The sequence below is a fragment of the Achromobacter sp. CF-sbj1-Ac2-l genome (assembly GCF_052698165.1).
The window spans coordinates 1,434,940-1,455,639 of record NZ_CP199855.1 but is presented as its reverse complement, the minus strand read 5'-3'; the positions used below and the strand labels follow the sequence as shown (position 1 = coordinate 1,455,639).

Sequence of the window (20,700 nt, the reverse complement as noted above, 5' to 3'; positions counted from 1 at the left end):
TCGGCGGCCATGGCTGAACGCGTGCTTTTCATCGGCTGCGGCGATCTCGGCCAACGCGCCGCGCGCCGCCTGCTGGCGCGCGGCGACACGGTCTACGCATTGCGCCGCCACCCGCCGGCCGACGACGCCAGCGGCATCCGCTGGCTGGCAGGCGACATCAGCCAACCGGATAGCCTGCCGGCGCTGCCGGCCGGCATCACCCGCGTGATCCACGTCGCCACGGCCGGCGCGCGCGATCCCGCCGCCTATCGCGCCGTGTTCGTCGACGGCCTGAACCACGTGCTGGATGCGCTCGACACGCGCCAGGTCGAGCGCGTCGTGTTCGTATCGTCCAGCGCGGTGTATGGCGAACATCGCGGCGACTGGGTCGATGAAGACACGCCGCCCGCGCCGCAAGGCTTCAACGGCCGCATCCTGCTCGACGCGGAAGCGGCGCTGGCCGCGCGCGCGATCCCGCACACCACCCTGCGCTTCGCCGGCCTCTACGGCCCCGGCCGCCTGCAACTGATCGAACGGCTGCGGACGGGCAAGGCCAGCGCGCCGCTCGAACCGCCGCACTGGGCCAACCGCATCCACATCGACGACGCCGCGGCCGCCATCGCGCACGTGGCGCTGCTGCCCGATGCGTTGCCGGTCTACATCGGCTGCGACGACACGCCCCTGCCGCTGCATGAACTCTATGCCGAGCTGGCGCGGATGATCGGCGCCCCGGCGCCTGGCGACGGCCCCGCGCCCAATGGGGTCGGCAGCAAGAAGCTCAGCAACGCCCGTCTGCGGGCCAGCGGCCTGGCGCTGCAATGGCCGGACTCGCGCGCCGGCTATGCCGCGCTGCTGGCGGACACCGCGCAGGCATAGTTCGACCCGGGCCGAATCGTCGCTGGCGCGACGCGGTGATACTGGCGGTCCCCGAGCCAGCCGCGCCGCCCATGTCCACGCCCTTTCCTACCGATCCGCTGCAGGCGGTCACGCACGTCGATCCCTATCCCTATTACGCCGCGCTGGCCCGCGATCGCCCCCTCTACCGGGACACTCGGCTGGGCCTGTGGGTGGCCAGCGATCCAAGACTGATCCGCGACATCATGCGCCACCCCGCCGCCCGTGTGCGCCCCCTCGCCGAGCCAGTGCCCAAGGGAATCGCCGCGGGTCCCGCCGGCCTGCTGTTCGGCCGCTTCCTGCGGATGAACGATGGTCCGCGGCAGCGCCGTCTCAAGACATTGTTCAGCGGCTTCCTGGCGCGACAGGCGCCGCTGGCCCCCGCGCCCGACTGGCAACGGCTGGACCTGGACGCACGCTCGGCCAGCAGCGTCGACCGCTGCCTGCACGCCGCCCCGGTTTTTGCGCAAGCCTGTGCCATCGGCCTGCCTGGCGCCGTGGCCGCGGAATGCGCACGCGATATCGGCGCGTTCCTCGCAGCCCTGCCGCCCTCCGCCGCCGAGGACCGGACGGCGGCCGGACACGCGGCGGCCGAGCGCCTGCTGGCGCGCCTGCGCGCCCATTTGGATGATGCCGCCGCCAGCCCGGCCTTGCGCGAATTGCGCGTCCTCGGCACAGAGGCCGGCCTGGATCCGATGCTGCTGGCCGCCAACCTGGCGGGCCTGCTGTTCCAGGCCTGCGAAGCCGGCGCCGGCCTGCTGGGCAATGCGCTGCTGCGCGCCGCGCGCCTGGGATCCGGCGCGGACCTGACGCGGGCGCAGGCCTGGGAAATGGTCGATGCGACGCTGCGGCACGACCCGCCCATCCACAACACCCGCCGCTTCCTGGCCGGCCCGATTGAACTGGATGGCCAGCGCATCGAGGCCGACGAGACCGTGCTGCTGGTGCTGGCCGCGGCCGCCATGGCGCAACCCGATGCGCACTGGACTTTCGGCGCACAGGGTCATGCCTGCCCGGGCCGCGACGCGGCACGGCGCGATGCGGCCGGCGCGCTCGTTCACCTGCTGAAGGCCGGCATCGATGGCGCCGCCCTGGCGGCGCGCTTTCGCTACCGCCCCCTGCCCAACGCGCGCATTCCCCAATTTGATTTCACCGAGGAGCCCACCCCATGATCGCCGTGATATTCGAAGTCGAGCCCGCCGACGGCAATGCCGCGCCCTATCTGCACATCGCCGCGGGCCTGATCGATGAACTGAAGACCATAGACGGCTTCATTTCGGTCGAGCGCTTCCAGAGCCTGACGACCCCAGGCAAGCTGCTGTCGCTGTCGTTCTGGCGCGACGAGGACGCGGTCAGGCGCTGGCGCTCGCTGGAATCGCATCGCCGCGCCCAGGAAGCGGGACGGGGCGGCGTGTTCGCCAACTATCGCCTGCGTGTCGCGCAGGTGCTGCGCGACTATGGCATGCGGGACCGAGACCAGGCGCCGGGCGACAGTCGCGCGCATCATGGCTGAGGCCGCGTCTGTCCGTTACCATTGCAGCACCGCCGTTCCCGCGCTCCTCCATGCCTCCTGCCGCTCCCGCCCGCCCCACTGCGCTGCAAGTCGACCTGGCGCGCCTGATCGCGCAGGACATCGTGGCGCGGCGCTACGCGCCTGGCGCCCACTTGTCCGAGGAAGCGCTGGCGGCGAGCTATGAGGTATCACGTACCCCGGTGCGCGGCGCGCTGCGGCTGCTGGCTACCCAGGGGCTGATCACGCATCGTCCCAACAGCGGCTACACCGTGGCCGAAAACGCCGCCCAGGCCTCGCCCGCCATCGCCGGCGCGGGTCCGACCCAGGACGAACTCTACCGCCGCCTGATCGCCGACCGCGCCACCCGCGTGCTGCCCGACCAGTTCACCGAGCGCGAGCTGCTGCAGCGCTATCCCGCGCCGCGCAGCGTGCTGGCCAAGGCCCTGCTGCAGTTGTCGGCCGACGGCCTGCTGGAAAAGCGCAAGGGCCACGGCTGGCAATTCGCGCCCTCGCTGGAGAACCGCGAGGCGCTCGACGAAAGCTACCGCTTCCGCATGACGATCGAATGCGCCGGCCTGCTGGAGCCAACGTTCCGGCTCGACCGTAATGCCCTGGAGCGCATGCGCGCCGCGCACGAGGCGCTGATCCAGCGCGACGACGCCGGGATCTCGGCCGCTGAGTTCTTCGGCCTGAACGCCGCGTTCCACGAAATGCTGGCGCGCTGCTCCGGCAACCGCTACATCCTGCAGGCCGTACAACAGCAGAATCAATTGCGCCGCCTGGAAGAACACGCCGCGTTCCACCGCGAAGCGCGCTTCGTGGACTCCAGCAACGAACACCTGCGCATCATCGCCGCGCTGGAAGCCGGCGACCGGGAAAAGGCCTCGCAACTCATGCGCGAGCACCTTTCGACCTCATTGCGGCAATCCTGAACCTGCATTCCCGAACCGCCGTTCCGTCTTTTCTGCCCCCTAAATTGTATTTTTCTTATTATTAATACAAAATGGTCGCACCTGAACTTCCTTGAAGCAGCAAGCCCATGCCCTCGCCCACGCCTCATCTGTCCTCTCCCCTCAACGCCGACGCCTATTGGATGCCCTTCACCGCCAACCGTCGCTACAAGCGCGATCCGGTGCTTTTCAGCGCAGCCGAGGGCATGCACTACATCCGGCCCGACGGCCGCCGCGTGCTGGACGGCATCGCGGGCCTGTGGTGCGTCAACGCCGGCCATCGCCGGCCCGAAATCGTCGAGGCCATCGCCCGCACCGCCTATGAGCTGGACTACGCGCCGTCGTTTCAGATGAGCCATCCGCTGGCGTTCGAATTGGCCGAAAAGCTGTGCGAAGAGGCGCCCGCCGGTTTCTCCAACGTGTTTTTTTCCAACTCCGGATCCGAGGCCGTCGATACCGCCCTCAAGATTGCGCTGGGCTACCACCGCGCGCGCGGCGAAGGCCAACGCGTGCGCCTGATCGGCCGCGAACGCTCGTATCACGGCGTGGGGTTCGGCGGCCTGTCGGTCTCGGGCATCGGCGGCCATCGCAAGCCGTTCGGCAACCTGCTGCCCTATGTGGACCATCTGCCGCATACCTACGACCGCGAGCGGATGGCCTACAGCCGCGGCCAGCCGGACTGGGGCGCGCACCTGGCCGATGCGCTCGAGCGCATCGTGGCGCTGCACGACGCCTCCACCATCGCCGCTGTCATCGTCGAACCGGTGGCCGGATCCACCGGCGTGCTGGTGCCGCCGCGCGGTTACCTGCAGAAGCTGCGCGAGATCTGCGACCGGCACGGCATTCTGTTGATCTTCGACGAAGTGATCTGCGCCTTCGGCCGCGTCGACGGCGCCTTCGCCTCGGCGCATTTCGGCGTCACGCCCGACCTCATCACCAGCGCCAAGGGGCTGACCAACGGCGCCATTCCGATGGGCGCGACGCTGGTGCGCCAGCATGTCTACGACGCCTTCATGCAAGGCCCGGAGAACGCCATCGAGCTGGCCCACGGCTACACCTACTCGGGCCACCCGGTGGCCTGCGCGGCCGGGCTGGCAATGCTGGACATCTGCCGCCGCGACGGCCTGTTCCAGCGCAGCCGCGACCTATGGCGCTATTGGGAGGACGCGGCCCACGGCCTCAAGGGCCTGCCGCACGTGGTGGACATCCGCAACATCGGCCTGCTGGCCGCGATCGAACTGGCGCCGCTCGCGGGCAAGCCGGGCCAGCGCGGCTATGCCGTGCACCAGGCCTGCCTGGAACGCGGCTGCCTGATCCGCGCGGCCGGCGACACCATGCTGCTGTCGCCCCCGCTGATCATCGAGCCCGCGCAGATCGACGAGCTGTTCTCCGTGCTGGCGCAGGTGCTGCGCGCCGGCGACTGACCCGACGTGGCGGGAGGCATGCCGGCATGGGCGGTCCCTTGCGGGCCAGCCCGCCTTACGCTATCGGTCATCGCAGATGGCGAGCGACGGCCTCGATCACCCGGCGCACGTCCGCGCTCGACACATCCAGATGCGTCACCAGGCGCGTCGGCCCGCCGTAAACCGCGCGCATCAGGATGCCATCGGCAGCCAGCGCGGCGGTCAGCGCATCGCAACGCGCCGGCTCGAATTCCGCGAACACCATGTTGGTGTCCTGGCTCAGGACCCGCACGCCGGTGATACCGCGCAGGCCGTCGGCCAGCAGGCGTGCGTTGGCGTGATCCTGCGCCAGGCGTTCGACGTTATGTTCCAGCGCGTACAGGCAGGCCGCAGCCAGCACGCCCGACTGGCGCAGGCCGCCGCCCAGAACCTTGCGCCAGCGGCGCGCGCGGGCGATCAGTTCGGCGCTGCCCACCAGCACCGAACCGACCGGCGCCCCCAGCCCCTTGGAAAAGCAGATCGACACAGAATCGAATGGCTGGCACATCTCGGCCAGCGGCTTGCCGCTGGCGACGGCGGCGTTGAACACGCGGGCCCCGTCCAGGTGTGTGGCGAGGCCATGGCCGCGGGCCCAGTCGGTCGCCGCGCGCACGTAATCCGCCGGAATCAGCTTGCCATGGAAGGTGTTCTCCAACGCCAGCAGCCTGGTGCGGGCGAAGTGCGGATCGCCTTCGGGCTTGAGCGCGGCAGCGAGCTTCTCCAGCGGCAGAGAGCCATCCTCGGCGTGCTCGATGGGCTGGGGCTGGATGCTGGCCAGCACCGCCGCGCCGCCGCCCTCGTACTTGTAGGTATGGGCCTGCTGGCCCACCAGGTACTCGTCGCCGCGTTCGCAATGGGCCATCAGGCCGGCCAGATTGCTCTGCGTGCCCGACGGAAAGAACAGGCCCGCGACCTTGCCCGCGCGCTCGGCAACTGCCTGCTGCAACTGGATGACCGTGGGGTCATCGCCCATCACATCGTCGCCCAGCGGCGCGCTGACCATGGCCTGCAACATGGCCGGAGACGGCCGGGTGACGGTATCACTGCGCAAATCGATCATGAAGCTTCCTTGAAGGAGAACGGAATCCGGTTAACGGGCCGATCAGCCCGCGCGCGCGGCAGGCGCCGCGCGACTAACGACAAAAATGCCGGCAAGGATCAGGGCCATGCCGCCCAGCTCGACCGGCGACGGACGCTCGGACAGCACCGCCCACGCCATCAGCATCGCCACCACCGGCACGCCCAGGCTGGAAAGGCCGGCAATCGAAGCCGGAACCCGCCGCACCACCTGCAGCCACAGCAGCCAGCCGGCGGCCGTGGCGATCAGGACGATATAGACCATGCCGGTCCACAGTTGCCAGCCCCACTGCGCCGGGATCTGCGGCGCCAGCCACGCCACCGGCGTCATCACCAGTCCGCCGAACAGCATCTGCCAGGCCGTGAAGGTCATCACGTCGGGCGCGTGACGCTCGAACATGCGCTTGGACAGCACCGTGCCCACGCCCCAGCACAGGCCGCTGCCCAACCCCAGCAGCACCGGCCGCATTTCGCCCACGCCGTGCCAGGGTTCGATGAACAGCACCAGTCCGATCGCGGCCAGGCCGATGCCGACGCCGTGGCGGGCCGTCGGCCGCTCGCCCAGCAGGCCCCACGCGAACAGCACCACCCAGAACGGCATGGTATAGGCCATCAACGACACCTTGCCGACGCCGCCGGATACCAGCGCAGTCTGCACGAAGCCCTGGAAACCGGCGGTCTGGGTCAGGCCGATCAGCAAGGTCAGCTTCCACGACGGCAGGCCCAACGGCCGGCGGGTGGCGGCGGCCAGCGCGAACAGCACCAGCGCGCCGGTCACGTAGCGCAGCGCCACGAAATCGAACGGACCGATGTACGGCACGATCAGCTTCATCGCGATCCAGCTCCCCGCCCACACGAGGATGGTGCTGAACATCAGGGCCAGCCCTGCGCGATCGAAACTGCTGCGGCTCACGGCGGCGTCTCCAGTGAAAGTGGCGAAGGAAAAAACGACGATGCCCATGCCGGCAAACCGGCATGGGCATCTCGCATTATGCTCCCGTTGGGCGGGCGACCGTCCGCGCCGTCCGCATGACGGACGGCGCGCGCCGCGTCACAGCGGCTTGGACAGTTGTTCCAGGATGGCGGGGTTTTCCAGCGTGGACACGTCCTGCGTCACTTCCTCGCCCTTGGCGACCACGCGCAGCAGGCGGCGCATGATCTTGCCGGAGCGGGTCTTGGGCAGGTTGTCGCCGAAGCGGATGTCCTTGGGCTTGGCGATCGGGCCGATTTCCTTGGCCACCCAGTCGCGCAGCGTCTTGGCGATGGCCTGCGCCTCTGCGCCTTCGGGACGGGCGCTCTTGAGCACCACGAAAGCCACCACGGCTTCGCCGGTGGTGTCGTCGGGACGGCCGACCACGGCGGCCTCGGCCACCAGTTCGTGCGCGACCAGCGCGGATTCCACTTCCATCGTGCCCAGGCGGTGGCCCGACACGTTGAGCACGTCGTCGATGCGGCCCATGATCCAGAAGTAGCCGTCCGCATCGCGCTGCGCGCCGTCGCCGGCCAGGTAATAACCGCGCAGTTCCGACGGGAAGTAGCTCTTCTTGAAGCGCTCCGGGTCGCCCCAGATGTTGCGGATCATCGCCGGCCACGGACGCTTGATCACCAGGAAGCCGCCGTTGCCCTGGTCGACGTCGCCGCCGGTCTCATCGACGATGGCGGCGGCGATGCCCGGCAGCGGCAGGGTGCACGAGCCCGGCTTGGTCGGCGTGGCGCCCGGCAGCGGCGTGATCATGTGGCCGCCGGTCTCGGTCTGCCACCAGGTGTCGACGATGGGGCAGCGCTCGCGGCCGACGTTCTTGTGATACCAGATCCAGGCTTCGGGGTTGATGGGCTCGCCCACCGTGCCGATGATGCGCAGGCTGTCCAGGTCGTATTTGGACGGATGGGTCTCGGGCGCGGCCTCGGCGGCCTTGATCAGCGAGCGGATCGCGGTCGGCGCGGTGTAGAAGGTGGTGACCTTGTGGCGCGCGATCATGTCCCAGAAGCGGCCGGCGTTGGGGAACGTCGGCACGCCCTCGAACACCACCTGCGTCAGGCCCGCGGCCAGCGGACCGTAGGTGATGTAGGTATGGCCAGTGACCCAGCCCACGTCGGCCGTGCACCAGTAGACGTCGTCCTTGCGCGCGTCGAAGGTCCACTTGACGGTCAGCAGCGCCCACAGCAGGTAGCCGGCGGACGAGTGCTGCACGCCCTTGGGCTTGCCGGTGGAACCGGAGGTGTACAGGATGAACAGCGGATGCTCGGCATTGACCGGCACCGGCTCGCAGGTGTCGGCCTGGCCGGCCTCGACGTCGTGCATCCAGAGATCGCGGCCTTCGTTCCAGGCCACTTTGCCGCCGGTGCGGCGATAGACGATGACGCGCTTGACGGCTTCGCAGCCGCCCATGGCAATGGCGTCTTCCACCGCCGGCTTGAGCGGAATGGTCTTGCCGCCGCGCACCTGCTCGTCGGCGGTGATGACCAGCGAGGCGCCGACGTCGACGATGCGCTCCTGCAGGCTCTTGGCCGAGAAGCCGCCGAACACCACCGAATGCGTCACGCCCAGGCGGGCGCAGGCCTGCATCGCCACCACGGCCTCGATCGACATGGGCATGTAGATGATGGCGCGGTCGCCCTTCTTGTAGCCCAGCTTGGCGATGCCGTTGGCGAAGCGGCACACGCGCGCCAGCAGTTCGCGGTAGGTGACCTTGACGACCTTGCCGTCATCGGACTCGAAGATGATGGCGGTCTTGTCGGCGTTGCCGTTGGTCAGGTGCACGTCCAGGCAGTTGGCCGAAACGTTCAGTTCGCCGTCGCCGAACCAGCGGTAGAACGGCGCGTTGGATTCGTCCAGCACCTCGGTGAACGGCTTGGTCCACTGCAGGTTGTCGCGGGCCTGGCCGGCCCAGAAACCGTCGAAATCCTTTTCGACCTGCGCGCACAACGCGTTGTAGGCGTCCATGCTGGGAATCGCGGCGCCCTGCGCCGCGCGCTCCGGCGGCGGGAACACCCGGGTTTCCACCAGTACGGACTCAATAGCATTCGACATGATCTTGTCTCCAATCTGTGATTCTGTTGTTGATGCCGTTTTTATCTGACTGCCCACTCGCAACCGTATCGCCGCGCTCTTACGGGCACCTTACGCAAAATACGGGCCATAAGCCCGTATCCCGCGGGAACGCGCGCCAAACATGGCGGTAACGGCATCGACAACTGACAGCGCAATACGCAACCCGCCGGACATCGCGCCGCCATCAGGCGCAGCGATTGTCCGGGACTTCATAAGAATATCAGTTGCGGCGAACGCCCGCGCCGTCATGCGGCGCGGCGCGCCAGGCCGCGCGCCATGTCCACGCGCGACAGCAGGATCAGGCCGCCGACAAAGAACAGCCCGGTGACCAGGATGGCCAGCCGGTGGTTGCCATGCGTGGCCCAGGTCACCAGTCCGTAGGTCAGCGGGCCGATGACCGCGGCCAGTTGCACCGCGAACGTCCACAGCGAAAAGAATTCGGCCAGGCGTCCGGCCGGCGCCAGCGCGCCGGTCATGGCGCGGCCCGCGCTCTGCGTCGTGCCCATGCACAGGCCGGCCAGCGTCGCGGCCACCCAGAACACCGGCGCCGTCACCGCGGCGTAGGCCACCAGCACCATCAGGATCCAGCCGCACAGCGTGATCGCCAGCGCCGGCTTGTGGCCGATGCGGTCCTGCACATAGCCGAACGAGAACGCGCCGGCCGCGGCGCCGATGTTGACGGTGAACACCAACAGCATGATCTGCGGCGTGGTGAAACCCATGACCTCCGAGGCATACACCGCGGCAAGCGTGATCACCACCGAAATGCCGGCCTGATAGCAGGCGATGCACATCAGCAGGCGGCGGAACTCGGGAAAATGCTGGCCGGTTTCGCGCCAGGCGTAGGCCAGGCGCTTGAGCATCGCCAGCGCCGCTTGCGGTTCGCCGGAAGGCCGCGCGCGCTCGCGCAACAGGAAGAACGACGGCAGCGCCGCCAGCGCGAACACCGCGCAGGTCACCAGGATGACGCGCGGCACGAAGTGTTCGGCGTCGAGGCCGTCGGCCTCGGCCAGTTTCACCACCACCAGCGACAGGCCCAGGGTGAGCATGCCGCCGCAGTAGCCGAAACTCCAGCCCCAGCCCGACACCCGACCCAGCGCCGACGGCTTGGCCAACTCGGGCAGGAATGCCGCCACCACGGACTCGCCGACGCAGTAGCAATAGTTGGAGACGACGATGGCGGCCAGCGCCAGCCATACATCGCCCGGCCCCGCCTGGGTCAGCACCAGCGTGGCGGCCACGCAGCCGATCGTGCTGCTGTACAGCAGGCGCCGCTTGCCGGCGCGCGCGTCGGCGCGCGCGCCCAGCGTGGGCATCGTCAGCATGATGAGCAGATAGGACAGCGACAGCGCCGCGGTCCAGGCCAGCGTGGCCCACGGCGCGCGGCCGCCGACCACACCGACGAAATACGTGCTGAACACCGCCGTGAGGATCACGGTGGTGTAGCCGGAATTGGCGAAGTCGTACATAGCCCAGGCCCAGACCTCGCGCTTGGCCACGCCGGGGTTCAGCGGACTCCTGTCCGCCGCCCCGCCGGCGGAGACGGCGGCGCCATCGGGCGCCTGCCGCGGCGTTTCCTGGCTCACAGACCCAGCGCGGCGATGCCAGCCTGGGCGATCTGGGCGTCTTCGGTGGACTTCACGCCCGACACGCCGACCGCGCCCACCACCTGGCCGTTGGCCACGATCGGCACGCCGCCTTCCAGCATGCCTTCGATCAGCGGCGCCGACAGGAAGGAATAGCGGCCGTTGTTGATGATCTCTTCGTAGACGCGCGACTCACGGCGGCCCAGGGCCGCGGTCTTGGCCTTGGCCGGCGCGATGTGCGAGGAAATGGGCGCGGCGTCGTCCAGTCGCAGCATGCCGAGCAGGTGACCGCCGTCGTCGGATACGGCGATGGTGACGGCCCACTTGTTCTGCTGGGCGTGTGCTTCGGCCGCGGCCAGGATCTTCTTGACGTCTTCGGCGGTCAGCACGGGTTTGGTATTCATTGCAGCGACTCCTTGATCTGTTCGAGGGCGGTGGGATCTTCGATCGTGGTCAGGTCGCCGGGATCACGGCCTTCGCATACCGCGACAATGGCGCGGCGCAACACCTTGCCCGAGCGGGTCTTGGGCAACGCGCCCACGAACCGGATGCGGGCCGGTCGCGCCACCGCGCCCAGCTGATCTTCCACCAGCCGCATGATATCCGCTTCCAGTTGCTTTGCGCCCTCCGCCGTCTCCGCCGCCGCGGGATTCTTCAGCACGGCGAAGGCCATCGCCGCCTGCCCCTTGAGCGCGTCCGCCACGCCCACCACCGCGCACTCGGCGATGCCGCTATGGCTGTTGACCGACTCCTCGATCTCGCGCGTGCCCAGGCGGTGGCCGGCCACGTTGATCACGTCGTCGGTGCGTCCCAGGATGAACCAATACCCATCCGCGTCGACCAGCCCCCAATCGAAGGTCGAATACACCTGGCGCCCCGGGATCGACGTGAAATAGGTCTGGACGAAGCGCTCATCGTCGCCCCAGATGGTCGACATGGCGCCCGGCGGCAACGGCGGCACAATGGCGACCACGCCCTTCTGGTCGGGTCCGAGGTCCTCGCCGCTGGACTCGCTGACGATGCGCGCATCAAAACCATAGACCGGGAACGATGGACTGCCGAAGCGCGTCGGCACCTTTTCCACGCCCGGCTGCGCCGACAGAATGGGCCAGCCGGACTCGGTCTGCCAATAGTTGTCGATGATGGGCTTGCCCAGGCCCTCGGAAATCCATTGCGCGGTGGGCTCATCGAGCGGCTCGCCCGCCAGGTACACCGCCCGCAGCGAGGACAGGTCATGCTTGCGCAGCAAGGCCGGGTCCTGGCGCTTGAGCACCCGCACCGCCGTCGGCGCCGAAAACAGCGTGTTGACGCCGAACTGCTCCACCAGCTTCCACAGGATGGCGCCGTCGGGGCGCACCGGTGTACCTTCGTACAGCACGGTCGCCTGCCCGCCAATCAGCGGGCCATACACAATGTAGGAATGCCCCACCACCCAGCCGATGTCGCTGGTGCAGAAGAACGTGTCGCCGGCCTTGCCGTCGAACAGATACTCCATCGACGACGCCAGCGCCACCGCATAGCCGCCGGTATCGCGCTGCACGCCCTTGGGCTTGCCGGTGGTGCCGGACGTGTACAGGATATAGCTGGGTTCGGACGACTCCAGCCAGGTCACCGGCACGTGGACGCCGCGCTGCGCAGCGCGCAGGGTGGCGTAGTCCAGGTCGCGGCCGGCGACCGGCTCGAACGGCGCCAGGCCACGGTCGAACACCACCACCGAGGCCGGCGGCGTCTTGCACAGCGCCAGCGCCCGGTCCAGCAGCGGCTTGTAGGGCACCACCTTGCCGCCGCGCGAGCCGCCGTCGGTGCACACCACCACCTTGGGCGCGGCATCGTCGATACGCTGTGCCAGGTTGACCGAGGCGAAACCGCCGAACACCACCGAATGCACCGCGCCGATGCGGGCGCAGGCGAGCATGGTGAAGACCGCCTCGGGCACCATCGGCATATAGAGCAATACGCGATCGCCGCGCCCCACGCCCAGGTCCTGCAGCATCGCGGCGGCCGCGTTCACTTCGTCATAGACGTCCTGGCGGGTGTAGATGCGCTCGCGCTCGACTTCGGTGGAGACCCAGATCAGGGCCGGCTTGTCGGCCTGGGTCGGCAACCAGCGGTCCACGGCGTTGTAACAGAGGTTGGTCGTCCCGCCCACGAACCACCTGGCGAAAGGCGGCCGGGAAAAATCCAGGACCGACTCGAACGGCGTATCCCAGTGCACCCGGCCGGCCTGCTCGCGCCAGAAGGCGTCGCGGTCGTGCACCGAGCGGTAATGGAAATCCCGGGTTTTTTGCATTTTTGTCTCCTGTTATTGTGCATACGCCGTATGGCTGATTGCTTTCTTTTCGAATCCTTTGGTCATTCTGGTGGGCAAACCTTGCACGAGGCTTGCCGCAGGTCAAAAAATTCTGCCACGCGTCTACGCCTCACGGGCGCCGGGCTGGTTACAGTAACGAACCAGTCTTAAAAGTTTGGTAGAATCCCCGCGAAGTTGTAGACAACATATCTGTTGGTTGGCTGCTTGATTTCAGCTATTCAGGTGTTTTTTAGCGTTTTTGACGCTTTATTGCCCGAAAATTGCGAAACAGGCGGCGACCTTCCCCAGGCGAATGCATCGACACTCCAAAAGCGCGCGACTGAATTCATCCTCTGGCCAGGCAAACCGCGGTCTGCGTTTGCTGGCGCTGGCGGCGTGCGTCGCGGGTCTGGCGGGTTGTGCAAACACCTCTCAAAAATCCACCGCCTATACGTCCGAGATCGATCCCTACGAGACGGAATGGGTCGCCACCGCCGATGATCCCATCGGCATGCTGGTGGTGCAGAAGTTCAAGCGCGAACGCCAACGCAACCACAGCGAAGTCAACAGCGACAACGCGATGGTCAGCGAAGCCCTGAACTACCTGGGCATCCGCTACCGCTTCGGCGGCAACTCCCCCGATACCGGTTTCGACTGCAGCGGCCTGGTCGCTTACACCGCCGAACGCTCGCTGGGCCTGAAGCTGCCCCGCAACGCCGCCGAAATCGCACAACAGGGCATTTCGGTCGCCAAGAACGAGCTCAAGGCCGGCGACCTGGTCTTCTTCAACACCCTGGGTCGCCGCTACTCGCACGTCGGCATCTACCTGGGCGACGACCGCTTCGTGCACTCGCCCAGCGCTGGCGGCGTGGTGCGGGTCGAAAACATGACCATGGCCTATTGGAGCAAGCGCTACAACGGCGCCCGTCGCCTGGACAACAGCCTGGTGGCCAGCGCCCGCGCGGCCAACTGACCGCGCTTGCAGTGTGACGCGCCGGCCGCGACGCGGCTATCCTCCAAACGGCGCGACGGGCCGACGCAATCCGACACAGACAGCAAAACGCCGCCGGACTTTACAGTCTGGCGGCGTTTTGCATTCCTCTTCGCGGCCCTGAGCCGCGGGCCTTTTCGGCCTCCCCAGTTTTCAGTGTTGGCGGCGGCGTGGCATGGCAGGGTCAGTGGACCGCGGCGCCCCGGCTGCACAGGCCGCACTGCTGCAAGGCCTGCTGCATGCTGCATACCGAACGGCGACAAGCCACGACACGGATGCCACCACGCTGCGCGGCATTGCGGAAGGTCTTCATGACGTTGTGGCCGAGGAAATCGGTCAGCAAGATGACCAGTTGGGTGCCCGAGGGCAATTGCAGCGTCTTCTTCTGATGCGAGGGATCACGACCACTGATGTGGTGCGTGATCGAGATGTTGTGTCCTTTGAGCAGATCCGGAATGTTGCCGAGCCTGTCGGCGCCCACTACCACTGCACTCAATCCTGCCGTCATGTTTAACCTCACTGGGTCGTTGAGACTGGATGTAATGATAATGATTCCTATTTTTTAGTCAACCCAAATGAGATCGGTTCTTATTTAATATTTTTTATGAGCTTATGAAAAGGGATAGTGAGACACCTTGTCCGCGCCCTTCCCCGCCCCCGCTTCCATGAAAAAAAAGCGGCTCCCCACCAAGGGAACCGCTTCTTCTCGTCCGACTTCCACGGCGCTCGTCATGGCCCAGCCTACTTCGGCGTTCCCTGCACGGCCTCGGTCACGACCGCGCGCGTCAGGGAAGGCGCCAGCATTTCCAGGAAGGTATAGACGTAATCGCGCAGGAACACTCCGGCCTTTACCCCGACGCGGGTGGTGTGCGTGCCGAACAGGTGGCCGACCGGCAGGCCCACCAGGCTGGAATCGCGCCGCGGGTCATAGGCCACGCCGGCGATGATGCCGATGCCCAGCCCGACGTCGACGTAGGTCTTGATCACGTCGGCGTCGATGGCTTCCAGGACGATGTCCGGATGGATCCCCTGGTTGGCGAAGACCTCGTCGATCGTGCTGCGGCCAGTGAAGGCGCGGTCATAGGTCACGATGGGGTATTCCGCCAGTTGCGCCAGCGACAGGCGCTTGGCGGCGCTGGACGTCAGCTCGGCCAGCGGATGATCGGGCCGCACCACCACGGTGTGCTCCCAGGCATACACGGGCAATGTCGCCAGGCCCGGCGTCAGGGCCAGCGACTCGGTCGCCAGCGCCAGGTCGGCCTGCTCGTGCAGCACCATCTCGGCCAACTGCGCCGGGCTGCCTTCGGCCAGCGACAGGTGCACCTTGGGGAACTGCTTGCGGAACGCCGGAATCACGCGCGGCAGCAGGTAACGCGCCTGGGTGTGGGTGCAGGCGATCACCAGGCCGCCTTCGTCGCGGCGGGCGAATTCGTCGCTGACCTTCTTCAGATTGTCGACCTCGCGCATGATGCGGTCGATCACCTGCGACACGGCCAGGCCGGGCTTGGTCAGCCCCTTGATGCGCTTGCCGTGGCGTTCGAAGATCTTGATCCCGAGTTCATCCTCGAACTCGATGATGGCCTTGGACACGCCCGGCTGTGAGGTATAGAGCATCCGGGCGGCTTCGGTCAGGTTGAAGTCGCGCCGGATGGTTTCGCGCACAAAACGAAATTGCTGCAGGTTCATGAATTGGCCCCTGATAGACGGGCCAATTATAAGTAATAAGGACGCCTTGTTATATGACTTATTAATATAAGCTTAGGACAAGGCGTCCCTTTTTCAGCGCATCGAGATCGTGGTGTTCACGGTCTTGGCGTGGGCCGACCAGCGCGCCGTGACGGTCTTGGTCTGGGTCCAGAACTGCACCGCCTGCTTGCCGTTGGGGCCCAGGTCGCCCAGCTTGGATCCGCGCGAACCGGTGAAGCTGAACCACGCCACCGGCACCGGGATCGGCACGTTGATGCCGACCTGGCCGACGTCGATGTTGTTCTGGAAGTAACGCGCCGCGCCGCCGTCCTGCGTGAACAGGGCAACGCCGTTGCCGTTGGGGTTGCGGTTGATGAATTCCACCGCCTCTTCCAGCGTTTCCGCGCCGACCACGCACAGCACCGGGCCGAAGATTTCCTCGGTGTAGATGGTCATGTTCTCGGTCACGCCGTCGAACACGGTCGGGCCGACGAAGTTGCCCTGCTCGAAGCCGGAGACCTTCAGGTTGCGGCCGTCCAGCAGCAGCTTGGCGCCTTCGTCCACGCCCTTCTGGATCAGGCTTTCGACGCGCTTCTTGGCGTTCGGCGAGACCAGCGGGCCCAGGTCGGCGGCGCGGTCCATGCCCGAGTTGACCTTGAGCCTCTTGGCGCGCTCGACGAAATCAGGCAGCCAGTTGCGGGCCTCGCCCACCAGCACGGCCACCGACGAGGCCATGCAGCGCTGGCCGGCGGCGCCGAACGCGGCGCCCAGCAATTGGTTCAGCGCGACTTCCGGATCGGCGTCCGGCAGGATCACGCAGTGGTTCTTGGCGCCCATCATCGACTGGCAACGCTTGCCGGCCGCCGAAGCACGGTTGTAGATCTCGGTGCCGACGCGGGTCGAACCAATGAACGACACGGCCTTGATGTCGGGATGCTCGCACAGCCCGTTGGCCGTTTCCGGACCGCCATGCACCACGTTCAGCACGCCCGGCGGCAGGCCGGCTTCCAGCGCCAGTTGCGCCAGGAACAGCGACGAACTGGGGTCCTGCTCGGACGGCTTGAGCACGAAGGTATTGCCGCAGGCCACCGCGATCGGGAACATGAAGCACGGCAGCATCACCGGGAAGTTGAATGCGGTGATGCCCGCGCACACGCCCAGCGGCTGGATCAGCGTGTAGACGTCGATGCCCGAGGCGGCGTTCTCGGCGTACTCGCCCAGTTGCAGGTTGGCGATCGAGCAGGCGTGCTCGACCACTTCGAGGCCGCGGCCGACTTCGCCCTCGGCGTCGGGCAGCGTCTTGCCATGCTCGCGGGTGATCATCTCGGCCAGCTTGGCGGTGTTGGCGCGCAGCAGCTCCTGGAACTTCAGCATGACGCGCATACGCGCGCCCTGGCCGCTGTTGCGCCAGGTCTTGAAGGCTTCCTTGGAATTGGCGATGGCCTCGTCCAGTTCCGCGCGCGTGGCGAACGGCACCTTGGCCACGACTTCCTGGGTGGCGGGGTTGATCACGTCGCGCCATTCGGTGGTCTTGGACTGCACGAGCTTGCCGCCGATCAATAGCGGAACGCGGGGGACTTCACTCATTTGATGCTCCTCACACTGCATTGTCGATGCGGATGGAATCCGCGTTCTTGGATCTCGCGCGCGCGCCGCCGGGCGAGCCCGGACGGCGCGCCACGCCTTACTTTTGCACCAGCGGGCAGGCCGAATCGGCCAGCGGCTGGAAGGCCTCGGCCGCCGGGATGGTGGCCACCAGCGTGGAATAGTCCCAGCCGCCCTTGGACTCGGACGGTTTCTTCACTTCGTACAGGTACATGTCGTGGATCACGCGGCCGTCGGGCCGGATCGAAGCGTTGCGCATGATCGGATCCTTGATCGGCAACGCGCGCATCTTGTCGGCCACCACCTTGCCGTCGGTGCTGCCCGAGGCCGCCACCGAACGCAGGTAGTGCAGCACGCTGGAATACACGCCGGCCTGCGTCATGGTCGGTTTCAGGCCGCGGAAGGCCTTCTCGAAGCGGGTCGACCACTGGCGCGTGGCGTCGTCGTAATCCCAGTAGAAGCCGTCCACGTACGACAGGCCCTGGGCGCTTTCCAGCCCCAGCGCGCGCAGGTCGGACAGGAAGATCAGCAGCGACACCAGGCGCTGGCCCCCGGCCACGATGCCGAACTCGCGCGCCTGCTTGACGGCGTTGACGGTGTCCTGGCCGCCATTGGCCAGCGCCACCACCTGAGCCTTGGAGCTTTGCGCCTGCAGCAGGTAGGAGGCGAAGTCCGGCGCGTTCAGAGGATGGCGCACGCTGCCGGCAACGGTGCCGCCCAGCGCCTTGACCGCCTTGGCCGTGTCGGCCTCGAGCGAATGGCCGAAGGCGTAGTCGACGGTGATGAAGTACCAGGACTTGCCGCCCGCCCTGACCGTGGCCTTGGCGCCGCCGGCGGATTGCGAATAGGTGTCGAACATCCAGTGGAATCCGACCGGCGAGCATTCCTTGTTGGTCAGCGCCGTGGTGGCCGGGCCGGAAAACATCACGACCTTGTTCTTTTCGCGCGCGATGCCCTGCACCGCCAGCGCCACGGCCGAATTGGTCAGGTCGGCGATGGCGGTGACGCCGTCGCGGTCGAACCATTCGCGCGCCTTGGCCGCCCCCACGTCGGCCTTGTTCTGGTTGTCGGCCGACACCAGCTCGATCTTCATGCCCTTGCATTCCGCGGCCAGGCAATCGTCGATGGCCAATTGCGCCGCCGCCACCGAACCGGGCCCGCCCATGCCGGCGTAGGTGCCCGACATGTCGGTCAGGATGCCGATCTTCACCGGCGGTTTATCCGCCGCGTGCGCCTGACCCAACAGCGCTGCGCCCAGACACAAGCCTGCGGCCAGCCCGCGTGCGTGCAATTCCATGGATTTGTCTCCTGAGTTTTATGCGTTATGGCGCCGTCTTCGCGGCGTGCGGCTCCCGGAGCATTCCCCCCAGGGCTGCCGACCCAGTGTAGATGTGTGAAAATCAACAAGCAACACCAGAAATGCACATTCCTTGTGCATCAATGCACAACCTTATCAGGGGCGGATAACGTGCTGGATTGGGACAGCCTGCGGTACTTCCTGGAGGTCGCGCGGACGCAGCGCGTCAGCGCCGCGGCGCGCAAGCTCGGGGTCGAGCACACCACCGTGTCACGGCGCATCCGCGCCCTGGAAGCCGAATTGGACACGCTGCTGTTCGAGAAATCGCGCAGCGCCGGCTTCGTGTTGACCGAGGACGGCCAGCGCCTGTTCGTGCACGCGGAGCAAATGGAAAGCACGGTGCACAGCGCCCGCGAGACGCTGTCGGGGATCGGCCAGGCGCTGTCCGGCCACCTGCGGATCGGCGCCACCGAGGGCTTCGGCAGCTACGTCTTGACGCCGCTGGCGGCCGATTTCCAGCGGCGTTATCCGCACATCACGCTGGACATCCTGCCGGTGCCGCGCTTCGTCAGCCTGTCCAAGCGCGAGGCCGACCTGGCCATCACCATTGAGCGCCCCCAGCGCGGCCCCTATGTATGCAGCAAGCTGTGCGACTACACGCTGCGCCTGTATGGCACGCCCGAATACCTGGCGCGCCATCCGCCGATCCGCGGCCGCGCCGACCTGGCCGGCCACAGCTTCATCGGCTATGTCGACGAACTGCTGTTCAGCGAGCGCCTGCGCTACCTGGAAGACCTGCTGCCAGCCAGCCGGGTGGTGTTGCGCAGCACCAGCGTGGTGGCGCAGTACCACGCGGCGCTGCAAGGCCAGTCGCTGGCCATCCTGCCCTGCTTCATCGCGGCGCAGGATCCGCGGCTCAAGCCGGTGCTGGAAAAGGAGGTGGAGATCACGCGCTCGTTCTGGATGTATTGCCACGAGGACCTGCGCAAGCTCAAGCGCGTCACGGTGCTGTGGGAATTCATCCGCAAGTCGGTGCTGCGCAATGCCGACCTGCTGGCCGGCAAGCGCGGGACGATGAAATACCTGCCCTGAAGGCGGCAGCGGCGGCGCGATCACGGGCCCCCGCGGTCGGCGGCCCGCCTTGCCTATCCCCCCGCCAATGGATCGGGCCGCGGGTGGGACCGCTAGCTGTTCCTGGGCGCCTTGACGCGCAACCGGCGCATCAGCAGGAACGCCGTAAACGCGGCCACCACCAGGTGGATCGCCACGGTGCCCACGCCGAAACTGAGCTTGCCGTTGGAAATCCAGGCACGCGACAGGTTGATCAAGTTCATATACAGCAGCCCCACCAGGCCGGCAATCAGCAGGTCGCCGGAGCGGCCCAGTCGCGGGTTCACGGCGCCCAGCGGGATCGCCAGCAACGCCAGGTTCAGCGCGGCCAGCGGCAGCGAGATGCGCCACATCACCTGCGACCAACTGCTGGTGGTGTTGTCGGCCATCAGTTGCGGCGTGGTGCGCGCCTTGGCCGAGCGTTCGGCGGCGGCGCGCGCGGAAGCGACGGGGTCATCGCCGCCCTTGCTTTCCAGGCGCAATCCGTATTTCTCGAAGTGCACCAGTCGGATTTCGGGCGTGCCCGGCTTCAGGTCGTAGCGATGCCCCTCGCCCAGCACCAGGAAGCGGTCGCCATTGGGCAGGGTTTCGCTGTGGGCGCTGCTGGCGGTCAGGACGCTGAGCCATTCCGGTCCGGTTTCGCGCGCGAACACATTGCCCAGTTCGTCTGTCGGCTTGGCCGGATCCTCGGCGAAGAACACACGGTTGCCGCCTGCCGATTCCGCGAACTGGCCCGCCGTGACCTTGGACAGGTCGGAGCGTTGTTCAAAGCGCTCGTGGTATTCGCCGATCTGGCGATACGCCCAGGGCGCGGCCACCAGCGTCAGGCCGGCCACCGCGATGGCCACGGGAATGGCGACGCGCAGCACCGGCTTGAGCCAGTCCGCCAGCGACAGGCCGCTGGCGAACCAGACCACCATCTCGGATTCCCGATAATTACGCGTGACGGTGGTCAGCACCGCGATGAAGACCGAGACTGCCAGGATGGTAGGCAGCGCCGTGATGGTGGACAGCGCGGCCAGCACGAGCACGACGTCCGCCCCGATGTTGCCGCCCGCCGCCTCGCCGAGCAGGCGCACCAGCAGCACGCTGAGCCATACGATGAGCAACGTGGAAAAGACAACGCCAGCGTGACTGGTGATCTCGCTGACGACAGAGCGTTTGAATAGAGACATGGGAGAATATGCGGGATAATCGACCGCATCATACAGACGCACACGGGAAACCC

18 protein-coding genes are annotated in these 20,700 nt (G+C 67.0%); 7 read left to right on the top strand and 11 right to left on the bottom strand.

The window, feature by feature from the left end; translation table 11 throughout:
* Positions 1 to 9 precede the first annotated feature (9 nt).
* From ACUDCK_RS06650 to ACUDCK_RS06630, 5 genes are all read left to right on the top strand, one after another.
* On the top strand, positions 10 to 855 hold the full coding sequence (locus ACUDCK_RS06650; RefSeq protein ID WP_175167597.1) for an NAD-dependent epimerase/dehydratase family protein: 846 nt from the start codon (positions 10 to 12) through the stop codon (positions 853 to 855).
* A 71-nt stretch (positions 856 to 926) separates the two neighbouring features.
* Positions 927 to 2,045, top strand: coding sequence for a cytochrome (locus ACUDCK_RS06645; protein WP_175167596.1), 1,119 nt, complete (start codon positions 927 to 929; stop codon positions 2,043 to 2,045).
* A complete protein-coding gene (locus ACUDCK_RS06640) occupies positions 2,042 to 2,386 on the top strand; it encodes an antibiotic biosynthesis monooxygenase family protein (RefSeq protein ID WP_175167595.1) in 345 nt (114 codons plus the stop codon). The genes ACUDCK_RS06645 and ACUDCK_RS06640 overlap by 4 nt, the downstream gene beginning before the upstream one ends.
* A 50-nt stretch (positions 2,387 to 2,436) precedes the next feature.
* Positions 2,437 to 3,318 (top strand): GntR family transcriptional regulator, encoded by an 882-nt coding sequence (locus tag ACUDCK_RS06635; protein WP_175167594.1) that lies wholly within the window; start codon positions 2,437 to 2,439, stop codon positions 3,316 to 3,318.
* 107 nt (positions 3,319 to 3,425) lie between these two features.
* The gene (locus ACUDCK_RS06630; protein ID WP_175167593.1) at positions 3,426 to 4,760 is read left to right on the top strand and encodes an aspartate aminotransferase family protein; all 1,335 of its coding nucleotides are present in this window, start codon (positions 3,426 to 3,428) and stop codon (positions 4,758 to 4,760) included.
* Between the two features lie 67 nt (positions 4,761 to 4,827).
* Here ACUDCK_RS06630 and ltaE read toward each other — a convergent pair whose 3' ends face one another.
* The 6 genes from ltaE to ACUDCK_RS06600 form a co-directional block, all read right to left on the bottom strand.
* Positions 4,828 to 5,838, bottom strand: coding sequence for a low-specificity L-threonine aldolase (ltaE, locus tag ACUDCK_RS06625; RefSeq protein ID WP_054501531.1), 1,011 nt, complete (start codon positions 5,836 to 5,838; stop codon positions 4,828 to 4,830).
* Positions 5,839 to 5,880: 42 nt separating this feature from the next.
* Positions 5,881 to 6,768, bottom strand: coding sequence for a DMT family transporter (locus ACUDCK_RS06620; protein ID WP_116792770.1), 888 nt, complete (start codon positions 6,766 to 6,768; stop codon positions 5,881 to 5,883).
* 138 nt (positions 6,769 to 6,906) lie between these two features.
* Complete coding sequence (gene acs, locus ACUDCK_RS06615; protein WP_054501532.1) at positions 6,907 to 8,886, bottom strand: acetate--CoA ligase; 1,980 nt, start codon at positions 8,884 to 8,886, stop codon at positions 6,907 to 6,909.
* Between the two features lie 266 nt (positions 8,887 to 9,152).
* A complete protein-coding gene (locus ACUDCK_RS06610) occupies positions 9,153 to 10,493 on the bottom strand; it encodes an MFS transporter (protein ID WP_054501533.1) in 1,341 nt (446 codons plus the stop codon).
* Entirely contained in the window at positions 10,490 to 10,897 is a 408-nt protein-coding gene (locus ACUDCK_RS06605) for a heme-binding protein (protein ID WP_054501534.1), read from the bottom strand. The genes ACUDCK_RS06610 and ACUDCK_RS06605 overlap by 4 nt, the downstream gene beginning before the upstream one ends.
* Positions 10,894 to 12,783: a propionate--CoA ligase gene (locus ACUDCK_RS06600; protein WP_175167592.1), complete on the bottom strand. Its 1,890-nt coding sequence runs from the start codon at positions 12,781 to 12,783 to the stop codon at positions 10,894 to 10,896. The genes ACUDCK_RS06605 and ACUDCK_RS06600 overlap by 4 nt, the downstream gene beginning before the upstream one ends.
* A 313-nt stretch (positions 12,784 to 13,096) precedes the next feature.
* Between ACUDCK_RS06600 and ACUDCK_RS06595 the strand changes: the two genes are divergently transcribed.
* Positions 13,097 to 13,756, top strand: coding sequence for a C40 family peptidase (locus ACUDCK_RS06595; RefSeq protein WP_054501536.1), 660 nt, complete (start codon positions 13,097 to 13,099; stop codon positions 13,754 to 13,756).
* Positions 13,757 to 13,958: 202 nt separating this feature from the next.
* Here ACUDCK_RS06595 and ACUDCK_RS06590 read toward each other — a convergent pair whose 3' ends face one another.
* From ACUDCK_RS06590 to ACUDCK_RS06575, 4 genes are all read right to left on the bottom strand, one after another.
* Complete coding sequence (locus ACUDCK_RS06590; protein ID WP_035361296.1) at positions 13,959 to 14,282, bottom strand: DUF2325 domain-containing protein; 324 nt, start codon at positions 14,280 to 14,282, stop codon at positions 13,959 to 13,961.
* Positions 14,283 to 14,515: 233 nt separating this feature from the next.
* Positions 14,516 to 15,460 (bottom strand): CysB family HTH-type transcriptional regulator, encoded by a 945-nt coding sequence (locus ACUDCK_RS06585; RefSeq protein WP_006389315.1) that lies wholly within the window; start codon positions 15,458 to 15,460, stop codon positions 14,516 to 14,518.
* Positions 15,461 to 15,553: 93 nt separating this feature from the next.
* A complete protein-coding gene (locus ACUDCK_RS06580) occupies positions 15,554 to 17,047 on the bottom strand; it encodes a CoA-acylating methylmalonate-semialdehyde dehydrogenase (protein WP_175167591.1) in 1,494 nt (497 codons plus the stop codon).
* Between the two features lie 97 nt (positions 17,048 to 17,144).
* Positions 17,145 to 18,362, bottom strand: coding sequence for an ABC transporter substrate-binding protein (locus ACUDCK_RS06575; protein WP_175167590.1), 1,218 nt, complete (start codon positions 18,360 to 18,362; stop codon positions 17,145 to 17,147).
* A gap of 171 nt (positions 18,363 to 18,533) precedes the next feature.
* Here ACUDCK_RS06575 and ACUDCK_RS06570 point away from each other — a divergent pair, with 171 nt between their 5' ends.
* Complete coding sequence (locus tag ACUDCK_RS06570) at positions 18,534 to 19,454, top strand: LysR family transcriptional regulator (RefSeq protein ID WP_054501538.1); 921 nt, start codon at positions 18,534 to 18,536, stop codon at positions 19,452 to 19,454.
* Positions 19,455 to 19,546: 92 nt separating this feature from the next.
* Here ACUDCK_RS06570 and lptF read toward each other — a convergent pair whose 3' ends face one another.
* The gene (lptF, locus tag ACUDCK_RS06565; RefSeq protein WP_064524420.1) at positions 19,547 to 20,647 is read right to left on the bottom strand and encodes an LPS export ABC transporter permease LptF; all 1,101 of its coding nucleotides are present in this window, start codon (positions 20,645 to 20,647) and stop codon (positions 19,547 to 19,549) included.
* Positions 20,648 to 20,700: the final 53 nt, after the last annotated feature.